Source organism: Mesorhizobium sp. M0518, from assembly GCF_040321125.1.
In the GTDB taxonomy this organism is placed as follows: domain Bacteria; phylum Pseudomonadota; class Alphaproteobacteria; order Rhizobiales; family Rhizobiaceae; genus Mesorhizobium.
In genome coordinates, this window is sequence record NZ_JAMYQY010000003.1 from 354,400 (window position 1) to 375,710 (window position 21,311).

At 62.3% G+C, this 21,311-nt stretch carries 23 protein-coding genes; 19 read left to right on the top strand and 4 right to left on the bottom strand.

From position 1 onward, the window contains the following. The first annotated feature begins 63 nt into the window (after positions 1-63). The 4 genes from NKI66_RS06620 to NKI66_RS06635 all read left to right on the top strand — a co-directional run bounded on the left by NKI66_RS06620 (position 64) and on the right by NKI66_RS06635 (position 3,775). Positions 64-330 carry a DUF2277 domain-containing protein gene (locus NKI66_RS06620; protein ID WP_023808623.1) on the top strand — a complete coding sequence of 89 codons (267 nt, stop codon included), beginning with the start codon at positions 64-66 and terminating at the stop codon, positions 328-330. A gap of 39 nt (positions 331-369) precedes the next feature. Continuing rightward, positions 370-1,290 (top strand): pirin family protein, encoded by a 921-nt coding sequence (locus tag NKI66_RS06625; protein WP_023808622.1) that lies wholly within the window; start codon positions 370-372, stop codon positions 1,288-1,290. 129 nt (positions 1,291-1,419) lie between these two features. After that, the gene (gene dxs, locus NKI66_RS06630; protein ID WP_352751274.1) at positions 1,420-3,333 is read left to right on the top strand and encodes a 1-deoxy-D-xylulose-5-phosphate synthase; all 1,914 of its coding nucleotides are present in this window, start codon (positions 1,420-1,422) and stop codon (positions 3,331-3,333) included. A 148-nt stretch (positions 3,334-3,481) separates the two neighbouring features. Beyond that, entirely contained in the window at positions 3,482-3,775 is a 294-nt protein-coding gene (locus NKI66_RS06635; protein ID WP_023808620.1) for a hypothetical protein, read from the top strand. Between the two features lie 89 nt (positions 3,776-3,864). On the opposite strand, the gene NKI66_RS06640 is transcribed toward NKI66_RS06635, so the two are convergent. Both NKI66_RS06640 and NKI66_RS06645 read right to left on the bottom strand, forming a co-directional pair. Continuing rightward, a complete protein-coding gene (locus NKI66_RS06640) occupies positions 3,865-5,016 on the bottom strand; it encodes a GNAT family N-acetyltransferase (protein WP_023808619.1) in 1,152 nt (383 codons plus the stop codon). Continuing rightward, positions 5,013-6,008 (bottom strand): sterol desaturase family protein, encoded by a 996-nt coding sequence (locus NKI66_RS06645; RefSeq protein WP_023808618.1) that lies wholly within the window; start codon positions 6,006-6,008, stop codon positions 5,013-5,015. Before NKI66_RS06645 ends, NKI66_RS06640 begins: the two co-directional genes overlap by 4 nt. A 325-nt stretch (positions 6,009-6,333) precedes the next feature. On the opposite strand from NKI66_RS06645, the gene NKI66_RS06650 reads away from it, so the two are divergent. Both NKI66_RS06650 and NKI66_RS06655 read left to right on the top strand, forming a co-directional pair. Further along, entirely contained in the window at positions 6,334-7,098 is a 765-nt protein-coding gene (locus NKI66_RS06650) for a TlyA family RNA methyltransferase (protein WP_128302488.1), read from the top strand. Then, a complete protein-coding gene (locus tag NKI66_RS06655) occupies positions 7,095-8,336 on the top strand; it encodes a class I SAM-dependent RNA methyltransferase (RefSeq protein WP_023808615.1) in 1,242 nt (413 codons plus the stop codon). Before NKI66_RS06650 ends, NKI66_RS06655 begins: the two co-directional genes overlap by 4 nt. 196 nt (positions 8,337-8,532) lie before the next feature. Here NKI66_RS06655 and tldD read toward each other — a convergent pair whose 3' ends face one another. Both tldD and NKI66_RS06665 read right to left on the bottom strand, forming a co-directional pair. Next, on the bottom strand, positions 8,533-9,945 hold the full coding sequence (gene tldD, locus NKI66_RS06660; RefSeq protein ID WP_023808614.1) for a metalloprotease TldD: 1,413 nt from the start codon (positions 9,943-9,945) through the stop codon (positions 8,533-8,535). A gap of 157 nt (positions 9,946-10,102) precedes the next feature. Continuing rightward, positions 10,103-10,657, bottom strand: a complete 555-nt coding sequence (locus NKI66_RS06665) for an invasion associated locus B family protein (RefSeq protein WP_023808613.1) — start codon at positions 10,655-10,657, stop codon at positions 10,103-10,105. A 376-nt stretch (positions 10,658-11,033) separates the two neighbouring features. Here NKI66_RS06665 and coxB point away from each other — a divergent pair, with 376 nt between their 5' ends. From coxB to NKI66_RS06730, 13 genes are all read left to right on the top strand, one after another. Then, positions 11,034-11,933: a cytochrome c oxidase subunit II gene (gene coxB / locus NKI66_RS06670; protein WP_031212224.1), complete on the top strand. Its 900-nt coding sequence runs from the start codon at positions 11,034-11,036 to the stop codon at positions 11,931-11,933. Between the two features lie 38 nt (positions 11,934-11,971). Next, on the top strand, positions 11,972-13,624 hold the full coding sequence (ctaD, locus tag NKI66_RS06675; RefSeq protein WP_023808611.1) for a cytochrome c oxidase subunit I: 1,653 nt from the start codon (positions 11,972-11,974) through the stop codon (positions 13,622-13,624). A 75-nt stretch (positions 13,625-13,699) separates the two neighbouring features. Continuing rightward, entirely contained in the window at positions 13,700-14,644 is a 945-nt protein-coding gene (locus NKI66_RS06680) for a heme o synthase (protein WP_023808610.1), read from the top strand. After that, positions 14,641-14,805, top strand: coding sequence for a cytochrome c oxidase system small membrane protein (locus tag NKI66_RS06685; protein WP_024503613.1), 165 nt, complete (start codon positions 14,641-14,643; stop codon positions 14,803-14,805). Before NKI66_RS06680 ends, NKI66_RS06685 begins: the two co-directional genes overlap by 4 nt. Continuing rightward, complete coding sequence (locus tag NKI66_RS06690; RefSeq protein ID WP_023808609.1) at positions 14,805-15,437, top strand: cytochrome c oxidase assembly protein; 633 nt, start codon at positions 14,805-14,807, stop codon at positions 15,435-15,437. The genes NKI66_RS06685 and NKI66_RS06690 overlap by 1 nt, the downstream gene beginning before the upstream one ends. A gap of 1 nt (position 15,438) precedes the next feature. Then, entirely contained in the window at positions 15,439-16,320 is an 882-nt protein-coding gene (locus NKI66_RS06695) for a cytochrome c oxidase subunit 3 (protein ID WP_023808608.1), read from the top strand. Positions 16,321-16,412: 92 nt separating this feature from the next. Then, entirely contained in the window at positions 16,413-16,904 is a 492-nt protein-coding gene (locus NKI66_RS06700) for a L,D-transpeptidase family protein (protein WP_023808607.1), read from the top strand. A gap of 20 nt (positions 16,905-16,924) precedes the next feature. After that, the gene (locus NKI66_RS06705; protein WP_023808606.1) at positions 16,925-17,311 is read left to right on the top strand and encodes a DUF983 domain-containing protein; all 387 of its coding nucleotides are present in this window, start codon (positions 16,925-16,927) and stop codon (positions 17,309-17,311) included. Continuing rightward, positions 17,308-18,063, top strand: a complete 756-nt coding sequence (locus NKI66_RS06710; RefSeq protein ID WP_023808605.1) for an SURF1 family protein — start codon at positions 17,308-17,310, stop codon at positions 18,061-18,063. Before NKI66_RS06705 ends, NKI66_RS06710 begins: the two co-directional genes overlap by 4 nt. Before the next feature lie 71 nt (positions 18,064-18,134). Beyond that, positions 18,135-19,145, top strand: coding sequence for a 4-hydroxy-3-methylbut-2-enyl diphosphate reductase (gene ispH, locus NKI66_RS06715; protein WP_023808604.1), 1,011 nt, complete (start codon positions 18,135-18,137; stop codon positions 19,143-19,145). A 5-nt stretch (positions 19,146-19,150) separates the two neighbouring features. After that, positions 19,151-20,113: a homoserine kinase gene (locus tag NKI66_RS06720; RefSeq protein WP_023808603.1), complete on the top strand. Its 963-nt coding sequence runs from the start codon at positions 19,151-19,153 to the stop codon at positions 20,111-20,113. Positions 20,114-20,123: 10 nt separating this feature from the next. Next, complete coding sequence (gene rnhA / locus NKI66_RS06725) at positions 20,124-20,654, top strand: ribonuclease HI (protein WP_023808602.1); 531 nt, start codon at positions 20,124-20,126, stop codon at positions 20,652-20,654. Positions 20,655-20,847: 193 nt separating this feature from the next. Beyond that, complete coding sequence (locus tag NKI66_RS06730) at positions 20,848-21,111, top strand: ribbon-helix-helix domain-containing protein (protein WP_023808601.1); 264 nt, start codon at positions 20,848-20,850, stop codon at positions 21,109-21,111. The last annotated feature ends 200 nt before the right edge of the window (positions 21,112-21,311 follow it).

Sequence of the window (21,311 nt, forward strand, 5' to 3'; positions counted from 1 at the left end):
ATGATCGAGGATATAACTCGTTCCGATTGAAACAGCTCAAGGACAAGAGGAGATACGGAAGCGATGTGCAGAAACGTCAAGACCCTGTTCAATTTTGATCCGCCGGCAACCCATGACGAGGTGCGCGACGCGGCTCTTCAGTTCGTCCGCAAGCTGAGCGGAACCACGCGACCCTCGAAGCAGAACCAGCACGCCTTCGACCATGCCGTCGAAGCCATCGCCGCCTCGGCGCACGAGCTGCTCGAATCGCTCGAAACCCACCAGCATCCGCGCAATCGCGAAGAGGTGGCGGCCAAGCTGCGGGCAAAGGCGGCGATCCGCTTTGCCTGATGCGGCCAGGCGGCCTTCGACCACCGACAAGGAGAGTCCATGAGCTTCTTCCCCGGGAAAGACCCTGAGGCAGGCGATGCCTTCGCCAGCGATCAGATCGAATTGATGGTCATCCCGAACGCCAAGGACATCGGTGGTTTTCAGGTGCGCCGTGCCCTGCCGACGGCAAAAAGGCGGCTGGTGGGGCCGTTCATCTTCTTCGACCGCATGGGTCCCGCGGTCCTGCGCGCCGGTCAGGCACTGGATGTCCGTCCGCATCCGCATATCGGCCTGTCGACGGTCACCTATCTGTTCGACGGCAAGATCCGGCACCGCGATTCACTCGGCACCGAAATGGTCATTCAGCCCGGCGACGTGAATTTGATGACCGCCGGCCGCGGCATCGTCCATTCGGAGCGTACGCCGGAGGAACTGCGTGGCGCGCCGATGTCGGTATCCGGCCTGCAGACATGGTTGGCTCTGCCGGACGACAAGGAAGAGGTGGCACCGGTTTTCGAGAATACCGCAGCGCTTCGGCTTCCCGAGATCGAAGCCGAAGGCGTCAACGGGCGCCTCATCATCGGCGATTTCCAAGGATTGCGGTCGCCGGTCAGGGCCGACACGGAGACGCTCTACGCCGACCTGCGCCTGGCGCCCGGCGCCAGCGTGAAAATCCCTGCCGATGCGGAAGAACGCGCCATTTACACGCTGGAGGGCGAAGTCTCGATTTCGGGCGATGTGTTCCCAGCCGAACGGCTGCTAGTGTTCCGTCCCGGTGACGAGATCGTCGTGTCGTCGCAGACCGGGGCGCATTTCATGCTGTTCGGCGGCGCCTCTCTTGGTTCGAAGCGTTACATCTGGTGGAATTTCGTCTCGTCGTCCAAGGAGCGCATCGAACAGGCGAAAGAGGAATGGAAGACGGGCCGCTTCGACATCGTTCCCGGAGACGAGGAAGAGTTCATCCCACTGCCGGAAAGCTGATGCCTGTCACCCAAAAGTGGCAGAACGAAATGCATAGACAAAAGATTAGGGCCTGATCCGCGTCACTGACACGCATTTACTTTCGCCGGCCGGCGGCCTATTCGCCCATCAACCGAAAGCCCGAGCACCGTGAACGCAACGCCGCATACGCCGCTTCTCGACAAGGTCCGCATCCCGGCGGACCTGCGCACGCTTGCCGAAAGTGAACTGCCGCAATTGGCGTCCGAGCTTCGCGCCGAGCTGGTCGACGCCGTGTCCCGCACGGGTGGTCATCTGGGCGCCGGGCTTGGCGTGGTCGAGCTGACAGTGGCGCTGCACTATGTCTTCAACACCCCCGATGACAGGCTGATCTGGGATGTCGGCCACCAGGCCTATCCGCACAAGATCCTGACCGGCCGCCGCGACCGTATCCGCACGCTGCGCCAGGAAGGCGGTCTGTCCGGCTTCACCCGCCGCGCCGAGAGCGAGTACGATCCCTTTGGCGCCGCCCACTCCTCGACGTCGATATCGGCCGGCCTCGGCATGGCCGCCGCCCGCGATCTCTCCGGCGGCCGCAACAACGTCATTGCCGTCATCGGCGACGGCGCCATGTCTGCCGGCATGGCCTATGAGGCGATGAACAATGCCGGCGCGCTCGATGCACGGCTGATCGTCATTCTCAACGACAACGACATGTCGATCGCGCCGCCGACCGGCGCGATGAGCGCCTATCTGGCGCGGCTGGCCTCCGGCAAGGCCTATATCGGCCTGCCCGATTTCGGCAAGAAACTGACGTCCTATCTCGGCAAGCGCGCGGATCGTGCGATCACAAGGGCAGTCGAGCATGCACGCGGCTACGTCACCGGCGGCACGCTGTTCGAGGAACTCGGCTTCTATCACATCGGCCCGATCGACGGCCACAATCTGGAGCATCTGATCCCGGTCCTGAAAAACGTCCGCGACAATGGCGAAGGCCCGGTGCTCATCCATGTCGTCACCCAGAAGGGCAAGGGCTATGCGCCGGCCGAAGCCGCTGCCGACAAATATCACGGCGTCAACAAGTTCGACGTCATCACCGGCGCGCAGGCCAAGGCGCCAGCCAACGCACCGGCCTACACCAAGGTGTTCGCCGAAAGCCTGGTCCAGGAGGGCCGCGAGGACGACCGTATCGTCGCCGTCACCGCAGCCATGCCGAGCGGTACCGGCCTCGATTTGTTCGGTGAAGCGTTCCCGTCGCGCACCTTCGATGTCGGCATCGCCGAACAGCACGCGGTGACCTTCGCCGCCGGCCTTGCCACCGAAGGCTACAAGCCGTTCGCGGCCATCTATTCCACCTTCCTGCAGCGCGCCTACGACCAGGTCGTCCACGACGTCGCCATCCAGAAATTGCCGGTGCGCTTTCCCATTGACCGGGCCGGCTTCGTCGGCGCCGATGGCGCCACCCATTGCGGCGCCTTCGACACCACCTTCCTGGCGACACTGCCGGGTTTCGTCGTCATGGCCGCCGCCGACGAGGCGGAGCTGCGCCACATGGTGCGCACCGCGGCAAGCTATGATGACGGCCCGATCGCCTTCCGCTATCCGCGCGGCAACGGCGTCGGCGTCGACATGCCGGAGCGCGGCTCGGTTCTCGAAATCGGCAAGGGCCGCGTCGTCAAGGAGGGCACCAAGGTTGCATTGCTGTCCTTCGGCACGCGGCTGCAGGATTGCCTGATCGCCGCGGAGGAGCTAGGGGCTGCCGGGCTGTCCACGACGGTCGCCGACGCCCGTTTCGCCAAGCCGCTCGACGAGGATCTGATCCGGCGGCTGGCCCGCTCGCATGAGGTGCTGGTGACGGTGGAGGAGGGCGCAGTCGGCGGCTTCGCCAGCCACGTGCTGCAGTTCCTCGCCCATGAAGGCCTACTGGAAAGCGGCCTGAAGGTGCGCCCGCTGGTACTGCCCGACGCGTTCACCGACCACGCCAAGCCGGAAAAGATGTATGCCGATGCCGGGCTCGATGCTGCCGGCATCGTGCGCACCGTGTTCGTGGCACTCGGGCACACAGTCCACGCCCAGCGCGCCTGAATCAAAGTCTCAATGACTTGAATCGGTTTGCCGGCCAACGATCTTAACGCGTTGTTTACGCTGACGTTTGGCGCTTTGCTTACCGTGTCTGTTGGCCGTTTTTCAATGGCGCCCTGCTAGATCGTGATCAGGCAGGGAGACAACAACAATGAAAACGCTTCTGTGCGGTGCAGCGCTTTGCGCCGTCATCGTCGCGCCGGCCACAGCCGAAACGCGCTATGATCGCAGCCTCGAAAAGGCGGCGATGGGCATCATCGCTGGCAAGATGGGCGACATCCGCGGCGGCTTTTCATTCAAGCAGGTGCCGCAACTGGTGGTTCTGCCGGCCCCTGTTTCCGCGCCTGCGGTTGCCATCGAGCCTGCACGCGAGCAAGCTTCAGGAGGGCGTGAGGATGGGTTGTCTCCAGCCGTCGAGCGTCCGGTTCCGCGAAGCGTATTCTGAGCTGGAGAGCAGCAAGCCTTGATCGGGATTGCCCGATCGTTTCAATGTGCTTGCCGCTGTGCGGGTGATCTAAGAAGGCGCTGGCAATGCTACTCCGCCGCAACCAACTCCGCTTGCTGCGCCGGTTTCTCGGGGCGCCAGGATTGCGCCGCGTGGCGGGCGCGGTCTGCCAGGGCGGCTAGGCGTCCGCGCAGGTTTCGTCCACCCACCACCGACGACAAGGTCACCGAATGCGTCGCAAAGCGGCGCTTGAAATCCTCGCCGCCGCAGAGAAAATCGATCGTGGTCAAGCCCCGGTCAAACGACCACTGGATGTAATCCATCATCAAGACCATGCCTGGCGAGGCCCGTTCGAAGGCCGGATCATAGGTGGTGACGAAAGCCATCATCGTTCCATGCTGCTCGAAATTGATCGATATGGCGATGATCTCGTCTTCGCGTTCGAGCACGAAGATGCGCAGCAATCCAAGCTTGGCCAGAACGGATATGAGTGCCGCCAGCGCGGGGGAACCTTCGTCGAAGAGGTCCGAAACGCGGCCGTGTTTTGCAAGCCATACCCGCTTCAGTGCCGCGACGCGCTCCAGCACCGGCTCGCGGGCTTCGTGCGCGTCCATCAGGCGGAAACGCAGCGCGCCGCCTTCCTCCATGAATTTGTAGCCACGGCGATAGTTTTGCCGGGTTTTTTTCGACTGGCTTTCAAACCATTGTGCGCCGCGTTGCCCGGCGCCGGAAACTCGATAGCTGACCTCGCTGCGGTGGCTTGGCTGCAAGATATTGTCTTGGCCTGGGGCGGCGGGACCGAGCAGGGTCCGGAATCGGGCATCGGGCAACAGACGATTGAGGTAGGCAAGATCGAAGCCGCCATCGTCGAGGATATGTTGCCAGAGTTGCGGCAGGATCTGTGGCTCGGCATCGGGAGCAAGCAGGACATCGCCATAGTCGCAGTGATCTTTCGCCGCCCACTCCAGCATACGGATGCCCGAGCGCCAGAAGGTCGCGAGCGCAATGACGGCCTCGAGGCGCTCGCCGCTCCAGACCATGCCGATCCTGAGACCGCGGCGGTCCTGATGCGGTGTGGTGTGCCACCAGGCCGAGATCCAGTCGGGATGCTGGAAAACGAGGCCGCCGGCGCGTTGCCAGAGCGCTGCCCAGGCGGGCGCGATTTCTGCCAGTCGCGCTGACGACGTCGCAATTTCGATCCGGTGCGTTCGCGGCATCCGGAACACGGCGGGTCCGTTCATGGCTTGCCCCCTTGCGGCGATTGCTGTGGCTCGGGCTTGTCGGTGCGGAAATGTCTGGCGATCTGCCGCCACATCCGCTTCAGCGGCAGAACATAGAGGCCTGCGAGCGACTGGTAGTCGCGCACGTTGCGTTCGATCAAACCGAACTTGAAGTCCTCGTCGGGTCTGGGAACGCATAGCGTTCCGAAGAGCCGATCCCAAAACGAGAAGAGCAGCCCGAAGTTCTTGTCGTAGTGGCGCGGGTCGGTGCTGTGGTGCAATTGATGCCAGTGCGGACACAGGATCAGATTGTTCAATGGTCCAAACGAGATCTTGAAATGCGTGTGCCTGACGAAATCCATCATCAGGATGTTGCGTATGATGTAGACGTTGACGCCGAAGACCGTCAGCTCGACGAGGTTCAGCGACACCAGCGACCAGATCCCGAAGCAGATGCCGGGAATGACGCCGTCCCAGGCCCGGTTCATCAATTCGTCGAGCGGGTGGACGCGATCCTTGGTGATGCCGACCATCACCTCGGCCGAATGGTGGACCTTGTGCAGTTCCCAGAGCACCGGGTAGCGGTGCTGGGCGACGTGATAGAGATAGTACGAAATGTCGTAGGCAAGCAGCATGGTGATGGTGAAGATCGTCACCGTCACCGGCCCTGCCGGTCCTTTGATCAGGGGCGGCTGGATTGCCAGCAGCGTGGAGAGCAACCAGTTCGTCGCATAGCCGACGGCGCTGACGAAGACGACGCCGGCGGGCAGCATGAGGAATGGCATCAGCGCCTTCCGCGTCACCCAGAACAAAAGGTCGGCTTTCGCCGAGGGATGCGTGATGACCTCATGCGGGACTGCGAACTCGAAGAACTCTTTCCAGCTCTTTTTCTCGACCGTGCGCCAGTAGGCGACCAGGGCGCTGACCAAAGCAGTCAGCAACAGAAGTCCGGTCGCCAGCAGGCCGGCGCCGGAAATCCGGTCAAGAACCTTGTAGACGATATCGCTGGCCATTTCCAAGGTTGCCGCCTCTCCATCCGGGTTTTCCGGTCGTCGCGGTCATAACATTGAAGTCCTCAAGCAAATGCGATGAAAATTGGTTAAGAAATCATGAGGCTTTCTAGGTGTTTGGTATTTATCCGCAGGCGGCGAGACCCCATGCTTCGGCGGTCATCCGTCTCAACGGGCGTAACGCATGGATATTCATAAGGATGGTCGGCGGGACGGAACGCCTCACCATCGTCACGGTGCAAGATGCTGGGTGTGACGATGGAACGGGAGACGAAATGCTTCCATCTGGCGCTCTTGCCATCGTCGTCGGCTTTCGCCATGAAGGCCGATGAATTCGCCTTTGCCAGCCAGCGCACGCCAGCGGCTCGACGACCTGCTCGTCCAGCGCGGGCTGTTTGCCAGCCGCTCACGTGCCCGCGACGCGGTCGAGCGTGGCACGGTGACCGTCGACGGCGTCATTGCGCGCAAGCCCGGCCAGAGCGTTTTGCCGCAATGCCTTGTTACCATCGATGATCCGGCGCAAGGCTATGTGTCGCGCGCGGCACTCAAGCTGATCGGTGGGCTCGATCATTTCGGCCTCGACCCTGCCGGCTGTGAAGCGCTCGACATCGGCGCCTCGACCGGCGGCTTCACCCAGGTGTTGCTCGAGCGCGGCGTGGCCCATGTCACCGCGGTCGATGTCGGTCATGGCCAGATGCATCCTGATATCGGCGGCGACCCGCGTGTGACGGTGATCGAAGGACTGAACGCCCGCGACCTCGCTGTTGCCGATCTCAGCGGGCGTATTCCGGATTTCATCGTGTCCGACGTCAGCTTCATCTCGCTGAAACTGGCGCTGCCGCCGGCGCTTGGTCTGGCGAAGGCTGGCGCCAAGGCCATGTTTCTGGTCAAGCCGCAATTCGAGGCGGGCCGTGATGCGATCGGCAAGGGTGGTCTGTTGAAAGATCCCTACGACGCCTCTCGTGTCGCCGGCCTGCTGCAGGATTGGCTGGACTCCGTTCCCGGTTGGCGCTCGCTGGGCCTGCATTTGTCGCCGATCGAGGGCGGCGACGGCAATCGCGAATTCCTGCTCGGTGGGATCAAGGACCGATGAGCGCGCGCTTCAGCATCAGGAAACTTGGCGCTCAGGGCGACGGTGTCGCCGAGACCGAGACAGGGGATCTGTTCATTCCCTTCACACTGCCCGGTGAAACGGTTACCGCCGCGCGCGAAAGGGATCGCGCCATGCTGATGGCGGTGCTGGAATCATCGCCGCTGCGCATCGATCCCGCCTGCCACCATTTCACCGAATGCGGCGGTTGCGCGCTCCAGCATTTCGAAGCCGAAGCCTATCGCCAGTGGAAACGCGAAAAGGTGGCGCACATCCTAAAGGGCAAAGGCATCGATTGCGAGATCGGTGACCTGGTCGCCTGCGCGCCGCAGACGCGCCGCCGTGTCGTGCTTGCCGCCCGCCGCACCGATACAGGCATGCTGCTCGGCTTCCATCGCCATCTGTCGCCAGAGATCATCGCCATATCGGAATGCCCGATCTCGCTGCCGGAGATCGTCGCTTCGCTCGATCGGTTGAAGGCGCTCGCCGAATTGGTCTGCGCAACCACCAAATCGTTCCGGCTGGCGGTCACCGTGACCGGTTCGGGTCTCGATGTCGCGGTTCATGAATCCGGCAAGCTGGGGGAGCATCAGCGCCGCATCGCTGCCAATTTCGTCATGGCGCAGGGCTTTGCCAGGCTGTCCATCGATGACGAAATCATCATCGAGCCGAGGAAGCCGGTGGTCATGTTCGGCAGCGTCGCTGTAGCCTTGCCCCCGGGCGCGTTCCTGCAGGCAACCGAGGCCGCCGAACAGGCGATGGCCGATATCGTCGGCGGGCATCTGAAGCGTGCCAAGAAGGTGGCGGATCTTTTCGCCGGTTGCGGCAGTTTTGCTCTGCGCCTGGCCGCGAAGTCGGAAGTCCATGCGGTGGAGGGCGATGCGGCAGCCCTTTCGGCCCTCGACCGTGGATCGCGTTTCGCCACTGGCCTGAAGCGGGTGACGGGCGAACGCCGCGACCTGTTCCGCCGGCCGCTGACGTTCAAGGAGTTGAATGCGTTCGACGGCCTGGTGTTCGATCCGCCACGCGCCGGCGCCGAGGACCAGTCGAAGCAGATCGCCCGCTCGGATGTTCCCTACGTTGCGGCGGTGTCCTGCAATCCGGTGACGCTCGCGCGGGATTTGCGCATCCTGCTCGACGGTGGCTACACCTTGAAAAGCGTCACCCCGATCGACCAGTTCCTGTGGTCGCCGCATGTCGAGGCAGTGGCGCTGCTGGAGAAGCCGAAGAAGAGGCGGTAGATCATTCGCTGGTTTGGCGACGCCGTGCTTCCGCGAGCACGCCCGTTTCTATTTCTCTCAATGTTTTCGACTTGCCTCTGTTGGGCAGCGACCCGAACACATCCTCGGGTCGCGTTGGGGGAAAGACCGGAGCAGGCCGTGTGAGCTGATCGGCGGTTGACTGGAGGCAACGGATTTTTCTCCAGTGGCCATCGCATCAGACCCGCGTGCCGCCGACCGTCATCTGATTCATGCGCAGATGCGGCTGGCCGACGCCGACGGGCACGCCCTGTCCGGCCTTGCCGCACATGCCGATGCCGGTGTCGAGCTTCATGTCGTTGCCGATCATCGACACGCGGTGCATGGCGTCCGGGCCGTTGCCTATCAGCATCGCGCCCTTGATCGGCTGCGTCACCTTGCCGTTCTCGATCATGTAGGCCTCGGTGCAGCCGAACACGAATTTGCCAGAGGTGATGTCGACCTGGCCGCCACCGAAGGAGACAGCATAAATGCCGTTCTTGACCGAGGCGATGATTTCGTCCGGCTCCATGTCGCCTGATGTCATGTAGGTGTTGGTCATGCGCGGCATCGGCTGGTGGGCGTAGCCTTCGCGACGGCCGTTGCCGGTTGCCTTCATGCCCATCAGCCGGGCGTTCTGGCGATCCTGCATGTAGCCGACCAGCTTGCCGTCTTCGATCAGCACATTGCGGGCCGAAGGCGTGCCTTCGTCGTCGACGGTCAGCGAGCCGCGCCGCTCGGGCATCGTGCCGTCGTCGACGACGGTCACCCCCTTGGCGGCGACCTGCTGGCCTAGCAGGCCGGCGAAGGCCGAGGTCTTCTTGCGGTTGAAATCGCCTTCCAGCCCATGGCCGACGGCCTCGTGCAGCATGACGCCCGGCCAGCCGCTGGACAAGACGATGTCGAAAGTGCCGGCCGGGGCCGGTATGGCCTCGAGATTGACCAGAGCTTGCCTGAGCGCCTCCTTGGCGGCGTGCTTCCAGCTGCCCTCGACCAGGAATTCGCCAAACGCCTTGCGGCCACCCATGCCGTAGGAGCCGCTCTCCTGGCGGTCACCATCGCCGACCACGACGGAGACGTTGATGCGGACCAGCGGGCGGATGTCGCGCACCATTTGGCCATCAGCGCGCACGATCTCGACATGCTGCCAGGATGCGGCGAGCGATGCCGAAACCTGCCGCACGCGCGGATCCTCGGCGCGCAGCCAGGCATCGATTTCCTGCAAGAGCTTTGCCTTGGCCTCGAAGGAAGGCGAGGGGATCGGGTTCTCTTCGCCATAGAGATGGCGGTTGGTGCGGGCGGGTGCGGCGGCAAGCGTCCCGGAATAACCGCCCTTGACGGTTGAAACGGCATCGGCCGCGCGCAGCAGCGAAGCTTCGGAGAGGTCGCTGGAATGGGCATAGCCGCTGGCTTCGCCGGCAACCGCACGCAGGCCAAAACCCTGGTCGGTGTTGAAGTTGGCGGTCTTCAGCCGGCCGTTGTCGAACATCAGCGCTTCGCTCTCGCTATATTCGAGGAACAGCTCGCCGTCATCGGCGCCGTTGATGGTCTCAGCGACGATCTGCTTGATGCGATCGTCTGAAATGTCGAATTGGCCGATCAGGCTGTTCATGGCGCGTCCGTTCACAGGAGGAATGGGTCTTTGCCACGATGTAGGCGCGAAGGTGCGCCGAGACAATCGTTCTGCCGCATTGTGAAGACAAAAGCGGTTTGCCAGCAGCCCGCCGATGTCACTTCTGGTTGATGAAGTCGGTGATGTCGCCGGGCTGTCAGGGGAGCGCGGCGAAGCCGTCGGCAAAACCCTTGAGGTCGACCGGGATGCCGATGCCTTCTTCCGGGGTCTGGAAGACGATGAAGGTGGCCGACGTGCCGGTCTTCAGCGTGTCGAGAAGCGGCTTTTCGAGAATGACCTCGGCATAGCAGCCGTCCTGGAAGCAGCGCACGAAATAGGCGCGGCCGATATCCTTGCCGTCGACATTGAGGCCGAGCCCGTTGGGCAAAAGCACGCCGAGCGGCGCCAGCACGCGCAGGATCTCCGCCTTGTTGTCAGCGGTGCGCAGCACCACGACCGACAATCCCATCTCGGGACGGTCCTCGGCGACGACGTTCTGCATCATCACGCATTGTTCCGAGGTGGCGCCGGCCGGTGTGTCGCAGATGATCGACCATGCGCCATGCGTCGAGCGCACGGTGCCGCTCGGCTGCGCGGCGTTGGCCGTGCCGGACACGATCGCGGACAAGCCGATGCCAGACAGGGCGGCGAGAAAGATGACCTTCGCCCAGTTTCTCGAAAACCGAGAGTTTCTCGAAAGCCAGTAATTCATGACGGCTCCATTGCGAATCACGGCACTTTAAGCCGCGCCAAAGCCAAGTAAAGGACGAGACCGCACCAGGTCTGCCCCGAAAAAGCCAATAGGGCGCTTTTCCCTGCCAATTTCGCCCGAATTGCGACGTTCGGCACGTGCGGCCCGCGGGAATGCTGCTGCGGGCTCACTGTAGGCGATTCGGTGCTGCCGCGGCTGCCGCCAAAGGCACATCCGGGCTTGCGCGCAAAAATGCCGCACGGTTTCGTCCGCTCCTTTCTTGCGGAGGGAAAAAGAGTATGGTTTGAACCAGCTTGAAACTGTCGGGATTCCCGTCCCGGCATTGTTCGTTATTCTCGTGAGTACCGCAGCGAGGAACTGGGAGACGATGAGGGCGATGAGAAATTTCCTGGCAAACGCCAAGGTTCCAGCAAGTGCCAAGTTTCTAAGTGCTTGTGCCGCTATCACGTTTTTCGCCGGCGCATCCGCCCATGCCGACCAGCCCAAGAACTGGGAGACAACCTTCCAGGCGCCGGCGACCGACATGATGCGGCAGATCGAGTGGTTCGGAAACTACACAATGTGGTTCATCGTCCCGATCACCATCCTGGTGCTGCTTCTGCTCGCCTACTGCATCGTCAGATTCCGCGCGAGCGCCAACCCGGTTCCGTCCAAGACCAGCCACAACACGTGGATCGAGTTGATCTGGACGATCGGGCCAGTCGTCATCCTGCTGCTCATCGCCATTCCCTCGTTCCAGCTGCTGACCGCGCAATATACGCCGCCGGAAGAAGCAAAGCTGACCGTCAAGGCGACCGGCAACCAGTGGAACTGGGACTACGAGTACCAGACCGAAAACACGCTCTCCTTCAACTCCGCGATCCTCCAGGACGGTGATCGGGCCGGCGCCGGCAAGGAGGACCGCAAGGTCTATCCGCGCCTGCTGGCCGTCGACAACGAACTGGTGGTGCCGGTCAACACCATGACCCGCGTGCTCGTCACCGCGACCGACGTGATCCACTCCTTTGCCATGCCGTCGTTCGGTATCAAGATCGATGCCATTCCGGGCCGCACCAACGAGACTTGGTTCAAGGCGGAGAAGGAAGGTATTTTTTACGGCCAGTGCTCGCAGCTCTGCGGCAAGGATCATGCCTTCATGCCGATCGCCATCCGCGTCGTCTCCGATGCGCAGTTCAAGACCTGGCTGGCGGCAGCCAAGACCGATCTGCCCGGCGCCAACAAGACGCTGATGGCCGAGGTCGACGGCCAGAACAAGGTAGCGGCCGCCGGCAACTGATGCCGCGGGTTAGCAAGATTTAGGGAACGGAGCGGAACATGGCAGACGCTGCAGCTCACGACGGGCATGACCACAAGCCTTATCACGGCTGGGTCCGCTGGGTTTATTCGACCAATCACAAGGACATCGGCACGCTCTACCTGATCTTCGCGATCATGGCCGGCATCATCGGCGGTGCCTTGTCGGTCGCCATCCGCATGGAGCTGCAGGAGCCTGGCATCCAAATCTTCAGCGGCCTGGCGCAGATGGTCTATGGCATGAACGGTGACGCCGCGATCGACGGCGGCAAGAGCATGTACAATGCCTTCGCCACCGCGCACGCCCTGATCATGATCTTCTTCATGGTCATGCCGGCGCTGATCGGCGGTTTCGCCAACTGGATGGTTCCGATCATGATCGGCGCGCCCGACATGGCGTTCCCGCGCATGAACAACATCTCCTTCTGGCTGTTGCCGCCGGCCTTCATCCTGCTTCTCACCTCGATGTTCGTGCCGAGCGCGCCGGGCGCCTTTGGCGTCGGTGGCGGCTGGACGCTCTATCCGCCGCTTTCGACCTCGGGCCAGCCCGGGCCGGCCATGGATCTGGCGATCCTGTCGATCCACATTGCCGGTGCGTCGTCGATCCTCGGCGCCATCAACTTCATCACCACCATCTTCAACATGCGCGCGCCTGGCATGACGCTGCACAAGATGCCGCTGTTTGCCTGGTCGGTGCTGATCACCGCCTTCCTGCTCCTGCTGTCGTTGCCGGTTCTGGCCGGTGGCATCACCATGCTGCTTACCGACCGCAATTTCGGCACCACCTTCTTTGCGCCCGACGGCGGCGGCGACCCGATCCTCTTCCAGCACCTGTTCTGGTTCTTCGGTCACCCTGAAGTGTACATCCTGATCCTGCCGGGCTTCGGCATCATCAGTCACGTCATCTCGACCTTCTCGAGGAAGCCGGTGTTCGGCTATCTCGGCATGGCCTATGCCATGGTGGCGATCGGCGCCGTCGGCTTCATCGTGTGGGCGCACCACATGTACACGACCGGCCTGTCGCTCGACACGCAGCGCTATTTCGTCTTCGCCACCATGGTCATCGCGGTGCCGACAGGCGTGAAGATTTTCTCCTGGATCGCGACGATGTGGGGCGGGTCGATTTCGTTCAAGACGCCGATGCTGTGGGCGCTGGGCTTCATCTTCCTGTTCACCATCGGCGGCGTCACCGGCGTCCAGCTGGCCAATGCCGGCCTCGACCGCTCGCTGCATGACACCTATTTCGTCATTGCCCACTTCCACTACGTGCTGTCACTGGGCGCGGTGTTCGCCATCTTCGCCGGCTGGTACTACTGGTTCCCGAAGATGACCGGCTACATGTATTCGCCCGTCATCGCCAACACCCACTTCTGGGTCACCTTCGTCGGCGTGAACCTGATCTTCTTCCCGCAGCACTTCCTCGGTCTCGCCGGCATGCCGCGCCGCACCATCGACTACCCCGATGCGTTTGCCGGCTGGAATTATGTGTCGTCCATCGGCTCGTATATCTCGGCCATCGGCGTCCTGATCTTCCTCTATGGCGTGTTCGAGGCCTTCCAGAAGAAGCGGATCGCCGGCGCCAACCCATGGGGCGAGGGCGCAACGACGCTCGAATGGCAGCTGCCTTCGCCGCCGCCCTTCCACCAGTGGGAACAGCTGCCGAAAATCAAGTAAGGCGGCTGCCCGCTCGAATACGAAACCGCCGGTCCGCCGGCGGTTTTGGCCAACGGATGATGGACTTAAGTACGCATGGCCCTTGTCGACGACCCATTGATTGACGAAGCGGGCTTTCGCATGTCGGAAGCGACGGCGGGCGATTTCTTCGCGCTGCTGAAGCCGCGCGTCATGTCGCTGGTGGTGTTCACCGCCTTTGTCGGCCTTGTCGCCGCACCCGTGACCATCAACCCTCTGCTGGCGGTGATCGCCATCCTGGCTATTGCAATAGGTGCTGGTGCCTCCGGCGCGCTCAACATGTGGTACGATGCCGACATCGATGCCGTGATGACCAGGACCGCCACCCGCCCGGTCCCGGCCGGTCGCATCCAGCCGCACGAAGCGCTGACCTTCGGGCTGGTGCTGTCGGTGCTGTCGGTGATGACGCTCGGCGTACTGGTCAACTGGCTGGCGGCGACGCTGCTTGCCTTCACCATCTTTTTCTACGCCGTCGTCTACACGATGTGGCTGAAGCGCTGGACGCCGCAGAACATCGTCATCGGCGGCGCCGCCGGCGCCATTCCGCCTGTGATCGGCTGGGCCGCGGTGACCGGGACAGTCAGCCTCGAAAGCATTGTCCTGTTCCTGATCATCTTCCTGTGGACGCCGCCGCATTTCTGGGCGCTGGCGCTGTTCAAGTCCGAGGACTATGCCAAGGCCGGCATTCCGATGATGCCCAACGTCGCCGGCCACGCTTCGACCCGCCGCCAGATCTTCGCCTATGCGCTGGTGCTGGCCCCGGTCGGCGTGCTGCCGTGGCTGCTTGGCTACACCACGCCGTTCTATGGCGTGGCCGCCCTGCTTCTGGGAGTCGGTTTTGTCTGGTACGCGTGGAAAGTGCTTGGCATGGCCGACGATGACGGCGTCATGAAACCGGCCAAGGCCCTGTTCGCCTATTCGCTGCTTTACCTCTTCGCCATCTTCGCTGCCTATCTGGCCGACAGCGTTGTCGAACGCGCGCTTGCCATGGGTGGAGCATGACCATGATCGAGGAAAAGCTCGAGACCGTCACGTTGACCGAGCGTCAGAAGAAGGCGCAGCGCAGCCGTTCTATCGCCATCGGTGTGGCGCTGGCGCTGCTGGTGGTCATTTTCTACATCGCGACGATCGTGAAGTTCGGCCACAATCTGGGCACGATGTGATGAGCGTCGAGACCTCAAAAAAAACGGCTGGCAAGAACGGCAACGTCATCGTCGCGGCTGTCTGCCTCGCCTTTTTCACCGGCATGATCGGCATGGCCTATGCCGCGGTGCCGCTTTACAAAATGTTTTGCCAGGCCACCGGCTATGGCGGCACGACGCAACGTGCCGAGAAGCAGTATGCCGGCCGCGTGCTCGACCGCGAGATCACTGTCCGCTTCGATGCCAACATCGCTGGCGTGCCGTGGGAGTTCCAGCCGGTCCAGCGCTCGATGACGATGAAGATCGGCGAGACCGTGCAGGCGCACTATCAGGCGACCAACAAGTTCGATCGTCCCGTGACCGGCCGCGCTACCTTCAACGTGCAGCCTGAACTGGCAGGTCCCTATTTCAACAAGGTCGAGTGCTTCTGCTTCACCGACACGACGCTGAAGCCCGGGGAGACGCTGGACATGCCGGTGCTGTTCTACGTGGACCCCGACATCGTCAATGTGCCGGAGCTCAAGGACGTGAAGACGATCACTCTGTCCTACACGATGTTCCCGGTCGAGAAGACCAAGCCGGTCGCCTCCTCGGAGCCGGCCGAGGGCAACAGCAAGACAATTTCGAATACCGAAGCAAATCTCGGGGGTTGATATGGCAGACGCGCACGCAAAACCACAGCATGACTATCATCTCGTCGACCCGAGCCCGTGGCCTTTCCTGGGATCGGTAGGCGCACTTGTCACCGCCTTTGGCGGCGTCTGCCTGATGGAGTACCTGAAGGGCGGCTCGTTCCCGATCTTCGGCTTCAACATCGCCAATCCATGGCTGTTCTTCATCGGCCTCGTGATCATCCTCTACACCATGTTCGCCTGGTGGTCGGACACCATTAAGGAAGCGCATGAGGGCCATCACACGCGTGTCGTGTCGCTGCATCTGCGCTACGGCATGATCATGTTCATCGCCTCTGAGGTGATGTTCTTCGTTGCCTGGTTCTGGGCCTATTTCGATGCCAGCCTGTTTCCGAGCGAAGCCCAGCAATATGCCCGCACCGCGTTTACCGGCGGTGTCTGGCCGCCGAAGGGCATGGAAGTTCTCGATCCTTTCCATTTGCCGCTCTACAACACCGTCATCCTGCTGCTGTCCGGCACCACGGTGACCTGGGCGCACCATTCGCTCATCCATGGCGATCGCAAAGGCCTGATCAACGGCCTGGTGCTGACTGTTGGCCTCGGCATGCTGTTCACCATGGTGCAGGCCTACGAGTACATGCATGCTCCGTTCGCCTTCAAGGATTCCATCTATGGCGCCACCTTCTTCATGGCGACCGGCTTCCACGGTTTCCACGTCATCATCGGCACCATCTTCCTGTTGGTCTGCCTGATCCGGGCGATGAAGGGTGATTTCACCCCCAAGCAGCATTTCGGCTTCGAGGCGGCCGCCTGGTACTGGCACTTCGTCGACGTGGTCTGGCTTTTCCTGTTCGCCTCGATCTACGTCTGGGGATCGGTTGGCGCGGTGATCGAGGGCCACTGATCCTGGCCTGAGGAGTTTTCGTTTCGAGAAGGCGGCCGCGGCAACGTGGCCGCCTTCTTCTTTTTGGCGCAATGATCGCTGATCGATAGCCGATGCGGCTGACAATTTTCCGGGCCATTTGCGCATTGATGATCGCGGCACTCCCGGCCTTTGCCGGCGAGAAGGTGGATCTGGTGCGTGTCCACAAAGCCGAACGCCGGCTGGAACTCATCGGCTACGGCAAGATCCTGCGCAGCTACGGCATCGCACTCGGCGGCGATCCTGTGGGGCATAAGCACCAGGAGGGCGATCAACGCACGCCCGAGGGGAACTATGTCCTCGACTGGCGGAACCCGAACAGCATCGCGCACAGGTCGATCCATATTTCCTACCCCAACACCGACGATCTGGCGGCCGCCAGGGCGCGCAATGTCGACGCGGGCGGCATGATCATGATCCACGGCCAACCGAATGGTTATGGCTGGTGGGGCTGGCTGCTTCAATTGGTCGACTGGACCGACGGCTGCATTGCGGTTACGGACTCCGATATGGACGAAATCTGGGCGATGGTGGCCGATGGCACACCGATCGAGATCGAGCGGTAAGCATGAGCGACGACGCTCCCATGAGTGAAGACAGGGCGATCTGGCCGCCGATCGATCCGATCTCGGCCGGCCTGCATGGCCGCTGCCCGCGTTGCGGCGAGGGGCGGTTGTTCTCCGGCTTCCTCACCGTCGGCAAGCGCTGCGTCAATTGCGGCCTCGATTATTCCTACGCTGATGCCGGCGACGGGCCGGCGGTGTTCGTGATCCTGATCATCGGCTTTATCATCGTCGGCCTGGCGCTCTGGGTAGAAGTCACGCTCAGCCCGCCGCTCTGGCTGCATCTGCTGGTCTGGATTCCGCTGGCTGTCGTGCTGTGCTTGACGGCGCTGCGGCTGATCAAGGGCGTGCTGCTGACGCTGCAATACCGCAACAAAGCGGCCGAGGGCCGGCTGGATCGCGGCGAATGAGCGAGGCTTCCGTTAAAACTGACGGTCGTTCGCGACCGCGATCGGCATTGCTGCTCGGCCTTGGCCTTATGCTGTTCCTGATCCTGCTGGTGCTCGGCACCTGGCAAGTGCAGCGCCTGTATTGGAAGGAAGGCCTTCTGCAGACCATCGACCAGCGTACCCATTCGGCGCCCTTGCCGTTGGTTGCGGTCGAGAAAGAGTTCGCCGCCACCGGGGATGTCGACTATACGCCGGTTACCGTCACCGGCACGTTCCTGCATCAAGGCGAACGCCATTTCTACGCAACCTGGGAAGGTGACGCCGGCTTCAATGTCTACACGCCGCTGGCGCTCGACGACGGCCGCTTCGTCCTGATCAATCGCGGCTTCGTGCCTTACGATCTGAAGGACGCCGCCAAGCGCGCCAAGGGACAGGTGACTGGCAGAGTGACCGTGACCGGGCTGGCCCGCAACCCGCTGCCGGCGAAGCCGTCGATGATGCTGCCCGACAACGACGTGGCGAAGAACATCTTCTACTGGAAGGACCGCGACGTGATGGCTGCGAGCGCCGGTCTGCCGGCGGGCGCCGCGCTGGTGCCGATCTTCATCGACGCAGACAAGACGCCAAACCCGGGCGGCTTGCCGGTTGGCGGCGTCACCATCATCGACCTCCCGAACAGCCATCTGCAATATGCGATGACTTGGTACGGGCTTGCCGCGGCGCTCGCAGCCGTGCTCATCCTGCGGCTTCGCCGTCCCGCGAAAGACGAATGAACGCGGCTGATGCCCTTGACAGGGCAGGGGTGCGCACCTCATTTCGGCTTTGATCAACCGGCCCGGATTTAATGCTTCAGACAACCACCAAACCACCTCTGACGATCCGGCTCTGCCAGCCGCGCGGTTTCTGCGCCGGTGTCGACCGTGCCATCCAGATCGTCGTGCTGGCGCTGAAGAAATATGGCGCGCCGGTCTATGTCCGCCATGAGATCGTGCACAACCGCTACGTCGTCGAGGGGCTGCAAAGCCTTGGCGCCGTCTTCATCGAGGAACTCTCCGAGATACCGGCCGAACATCGGCAGTCGCCCGTCGTGTTCTCGGCGCATGGCGTGCCGAAATCGGTGCCGGCGGATGCGAAGGCGCGCAATCTCTTCTATCTCGATGCCACCTGCCCGCTGGTGTCGAAGGTCCACAAGCAAGCGATGCGCCATCAGCGGCTCGGCCGTCATGTGCTGTTGATTGGTCACGCCGGCCATCCCGAGGTGATCGGCACCATGGGCCAGCTGCCGGACGGAGCGGTGACGCTGATCGAAACCGAAGCCGATGCCGCAAAGCTCTCGCCCGCCGATCCGCAGGCGCTCGGCTTCGTTACCCAGACCACATTGTCGGTCGAGGACACCGCCGGCATCATCCGCGCCTTGCAGGATCGCTTTCCGGCGCTGCAGGCACCGGCGGCGGAATCGATCTGCTATGCCACCACCAACCGCCAGGAAGCCGTCAAGGACACCGCGCCGGGCGCCGATCTCTATCTGATCGTCGGCGCGCCGAATTCCTCCAATTCGCGACGACTTGTCGAAGTCGCGGAGCGTGCAGGCGCCACCATGTCGCTTCTCGTGCAGCGCGCCGCCGAGATTCCGTGGAATGACATCGGCAACATCTCGACGCTCGGCCTGTCGGCCGGCGCGTCGGCGCCCGAAATCATCGTCGACGAGATCATCGACGCGTTCCGGCAGCGCTTCGATGTCACGATCGATCTGGCCATCACGGCCACGGAAACGGAGGATTTTCCGGTCATGCGGGTATTGCGCGATGTCGAACTGACGCGGGCCGACATGGCCTTCGTCAATGGAGCCGCGTAAGCCACATGGCGGTCTACACCGACGTTGCGGAAGGCGAACTCGGCGCATTCCTGAAGCACTATCCGGTCGGCGATCTCCTGTCCTACAAGGGCATCGCCGAAGGTACCGAGAACTCGAACTTCCTGCTGCACACCTCCAGCGGCTCCTACATCCTGACGCTCTATGAGAAGCGCGTCGAAAAGGCGGATTTGCCGTTTTTCCTGGGGCTAATGGGCCATCTCGCCAACAAGGGCGTGTCCTGCCCGCTGCCGGTGACCGCGCATGACGGCAGCGTCATCGGCACGCTCGCCGGCCGGCCGGCGGTCATCATCACCTTCCTGGAAGGGCTTTCGTTGCGGCGGCCCACAGCAACGCATTGCGCCGAGGTCGGCAAGGCGCTGGCGCAATTGCATCTGGCCGGCGCCGATTTTTCGATGACGCGTCCGAATGCCCTGGCCATCGACGGCTGGCGCAAGCTCTGGGATGCAGCGCGCGATCGCGCAGACGAGGTCGAGCCGGGTCTGGCCGCCGAGGTCGATGCCGACTTTGCCGATTTCGAGCGCAACTGGCCCAAAGACCTGCCGCAAGGCATCATCCATGCCGATCTTTTCCCCGACAACGTTTTCTTCCTCGGCGAAAAACTGTCCGGCCTGATCGATTTCTATTTCGCCTGCGACGACCTCTACGCCTACGATGTCGCCACCTGTCTCAACGCCTGGTGCTTCGAGAAGGATTTTTCCTTCAATCTCACCAAGGGCAAGGCGCTGCTCGCCGGCTACCAGAGCCTCCGGCCCCTGAGCGACCAGGAAAAGGCTGCGCTGCCGATGCTGGCGCGCGGTTCGGCGTTGCGCTTCATGCTGACCCGGCTGTACGACTGGTTGACCGTTCCCGATGGCGGGCTGGTGATGAAACGCGATCCGACCGAATACATCAGAAGGATGCGGTTCCACCGGGCGATCAAATCGTCTTCGGAATATGGATTGGCCTGATATGAGTATCATGAGCAAACAGGTTGAGATCTTCACCGACGGCGCCTGTTCGGGCAATCCCGGCCCCGGCGGCTGGGGCGCGATCCTGCGCTTCAACGGCACCACCAAGGAGCTTTCCGGCGGCGAAGCCGAGACGACCAACAACCGCATGGAACTGTTGGCCGCCATTTCGGCGCTGAACGCGCTGAAGGAACCGTGCACGGTCGACCTTCACACCGACAGCAAGTATGTCATGGACGGTATTTCCAAGTGGATCCACGGCTGGAAGAAGAACGGCTGGAAGACCGCCGACAAGAAGCCTGTGAAGAACGGTGAACTCTGGCAGGCGCTCGACGAGGCCAACAAGCGCCACAAGGTCACCTGGAACTGGGTCAAGGGCCATGACGGTCATGTCGAGAACGAGCGCGCCGACGAGCTTGCGCGTGAAGGCATGGCACCGTTCAAGAAAGGTCCGTTCAAGCCTGCAGCCGCGCCAAAGCCTGCTGCGCCGGCCAAACAACCGGCAATCGCGAAAGTGCGGCGCTCGACCCAGAGCTATTGAATTTCCGGAGCGGCGCGGCTAGGCGCGCATCGCGTTATCAACGGTTGACGGCCGACGACAGGCTGCCTTGACCAGCGTCCAGCGGACGTAAGGCCTTTGGTGGCGTCGCAGTTGCTCCAGAATACGGAGGGAGTAATATTTCCTACCATAGAGCAAAATGCGATAAGGAAACGGGCGTGGCAAACGTAGAAAAATGAGCGTGGCTGTGACCCCGCAACAAGCAGCTGTGATGCGTGAGGCTGTCGAGGCGGGCGAGTATGCCACCGCAAGCGAGATTGTGCGTGAAGCGGTGCGGGATTGGCTGGCCAAGCGTGAACTTCGGCACGACGATATCCGCCGGCTAAGGCACCTGTGGGATGAAGGCAAGGCAAGTGGGAGGCCGGAGCCTGTGGATTTCGACGCGTTGCGAAAGGAAGCTCGGCGAAGGCTGGCGGAAGCCTCGCGGAATGACCGTTAGGCTGGTCTGGTCACCCGCGGCCAAGGCGGACCTCATCGACGTCTACGTGATGATAGGCAGCGAAAACATACGAGCGGCCGATCGCTATTATGATCAACTAGAGCGATTCCTATTTTGAGAGAATCGTAGGATTCCCAAAGCCGGATGTTTGTGATTCAAGATGCTGGCTGGATTGGAGGCCAGCATCTGATGACGCGAGC

Coding starts and splice junctions, on each gene's coding strand:
- NKI66_RS06620 (WP_023808623.1), top strand. CDS start 64: ATGTGCAGAAACGTCAAGACCCTGTTCAATTTTGATCCGCCGGCAACC.
- NKI66_RS06625 (WP_023808622.1), top strand. CDS start 370: ATGAGCTTCTTCCCCGGGAAAGACCCTGAGGCAGGCGATGCCTTCGCC.
- NKI66_RS06635 (WP_023808620.1), top strand. CDS start 3,482: ATGAAAACGCTTCTGTGCGGTGCAGCGCTTTGCGCCGTCATCGTCGCG.
- NKI66_RS06640 (WP_023808619.1), bottom strand. CDS start 5,016: ATGAACGGACCCGCCGTGTTCCGGATGCCGCGAACGCACCGGATCGAA.
- NKI66_RS06645 (WP_023808618.1), bottom strand. CDS start 6,008: ATGGCCAGCGATATCGTCTACAAGGTTCTTGACCGGATTTCCGGCGCC.
- NKI66_RS06650 (WP_128302488.1), top strand. CDS start 6,334: ATGAATTCGCCTTTGCCAGCCAGCGCACGCCAGCGGCTCGACGACCTG.
- NKI66_RS06655 (WP_023808615.1), top strand. CDS start 7,095: ATGAGCGCGCGCTTCAGCATCAGGAAACTTGGCGCTCAGGGCGACGGT.
- tldD (WP_023808614.1), bottom strand. CDS start 9,945: ATGAACAGCCTGATCGGCCAATTCGACATTTCAGACGATCGCATCAAG.
- NKI66_RS06665 (WP_023808613.1), bottom strand. CDS start 10,657: ATGAATTACTGGCTTTCGAGAAACTCTCGGTTTTCGAGAAACTGGGCG.
- coxB (WP_031212224.1), top strand. CDS start 11,034: ATGAGAAATTTCCTGGCAAACGCCAAGGTTCCAGCAAGTGCCAAGTTT.
- ctaD (WP_023808611.1), top strand. CDS start 11,972: ATGGCAGACGCTGCAGCTCACGACGGGCATGACCACAAGCCTTATCAC.
- NKI66_RS06680 (WP_023808610.1), top strand. CDS start 13,700: ATGGCCCTTGTCGACGACCCATTGATTGACGAAGCGGGCTTTCGCATG.
- NKI66_RS06685 (WP_024503613.1), top strand. CDS start 14,641: ATGACCATGATCGAGGAAAAGCTCGAGACCGTCACGTTGACCGAGCGT.
- NKI66_RS06690 (WP_023808609.1), top strand. CDS start 14,805: ATGAGCGTCGAGACCTCAAAAAAAACGGCTGGCAAGAACGGCAACGTC.
- NKI66_RS06695 (WP_023808608.1), top strand. CDS start 15,439: ATGGCAGACGCGCACGCAAAACCACAGCATGACTATCATCTCGTCGAC.
- NKI66_RS06700 (WP_023808607.1), top strand. CDS start 16,413: ATGCGGCTGACAATTTTCCGGGCCATTTGCGCATTGATGATCGCGGCA.
- NKI66_RS06705 (WP_023808606.1), top strand. CDS start 16,925: ATGAGTGAAGACAGGGCGATCTGGCCGCCGATCGATCCGATCTCGGCC.
- NKI66_RS06710 (WP_023808605.1), top strand. CDS start 17,308: ATGAGCGAGGCTTCCGTTAAAACTGACGGTCGTTCGCGACCGCGATCG.
- ispH (WP_023808604.1), top strand. CDS start 18,135: ATGCTTCAGACAACCACCAAACCACCTCTGACGATCCGGCTCTGCCAG.
- NKI66_RS06720 (WP_023808603.1), top strand. CDS start 19,151: ATGGCGGTCTACACCGACGTTGCGGAAGGCGAACTCGGCGCATTCCTG.
- rnhA (WP_023808602.1), top strand. CDS start 20,124: ATGAGCAAACAGGTTGAGATCTTCACCGACGGCGCCTGTTCGGGCAAT.
- NKI66_RS06730 (WP_023808601.1), top strand. CDS start 20,848: ATGAGCGTGGCTGTGACCCCGCAACAAGCAGCTGTGATGCGTGAGGCT.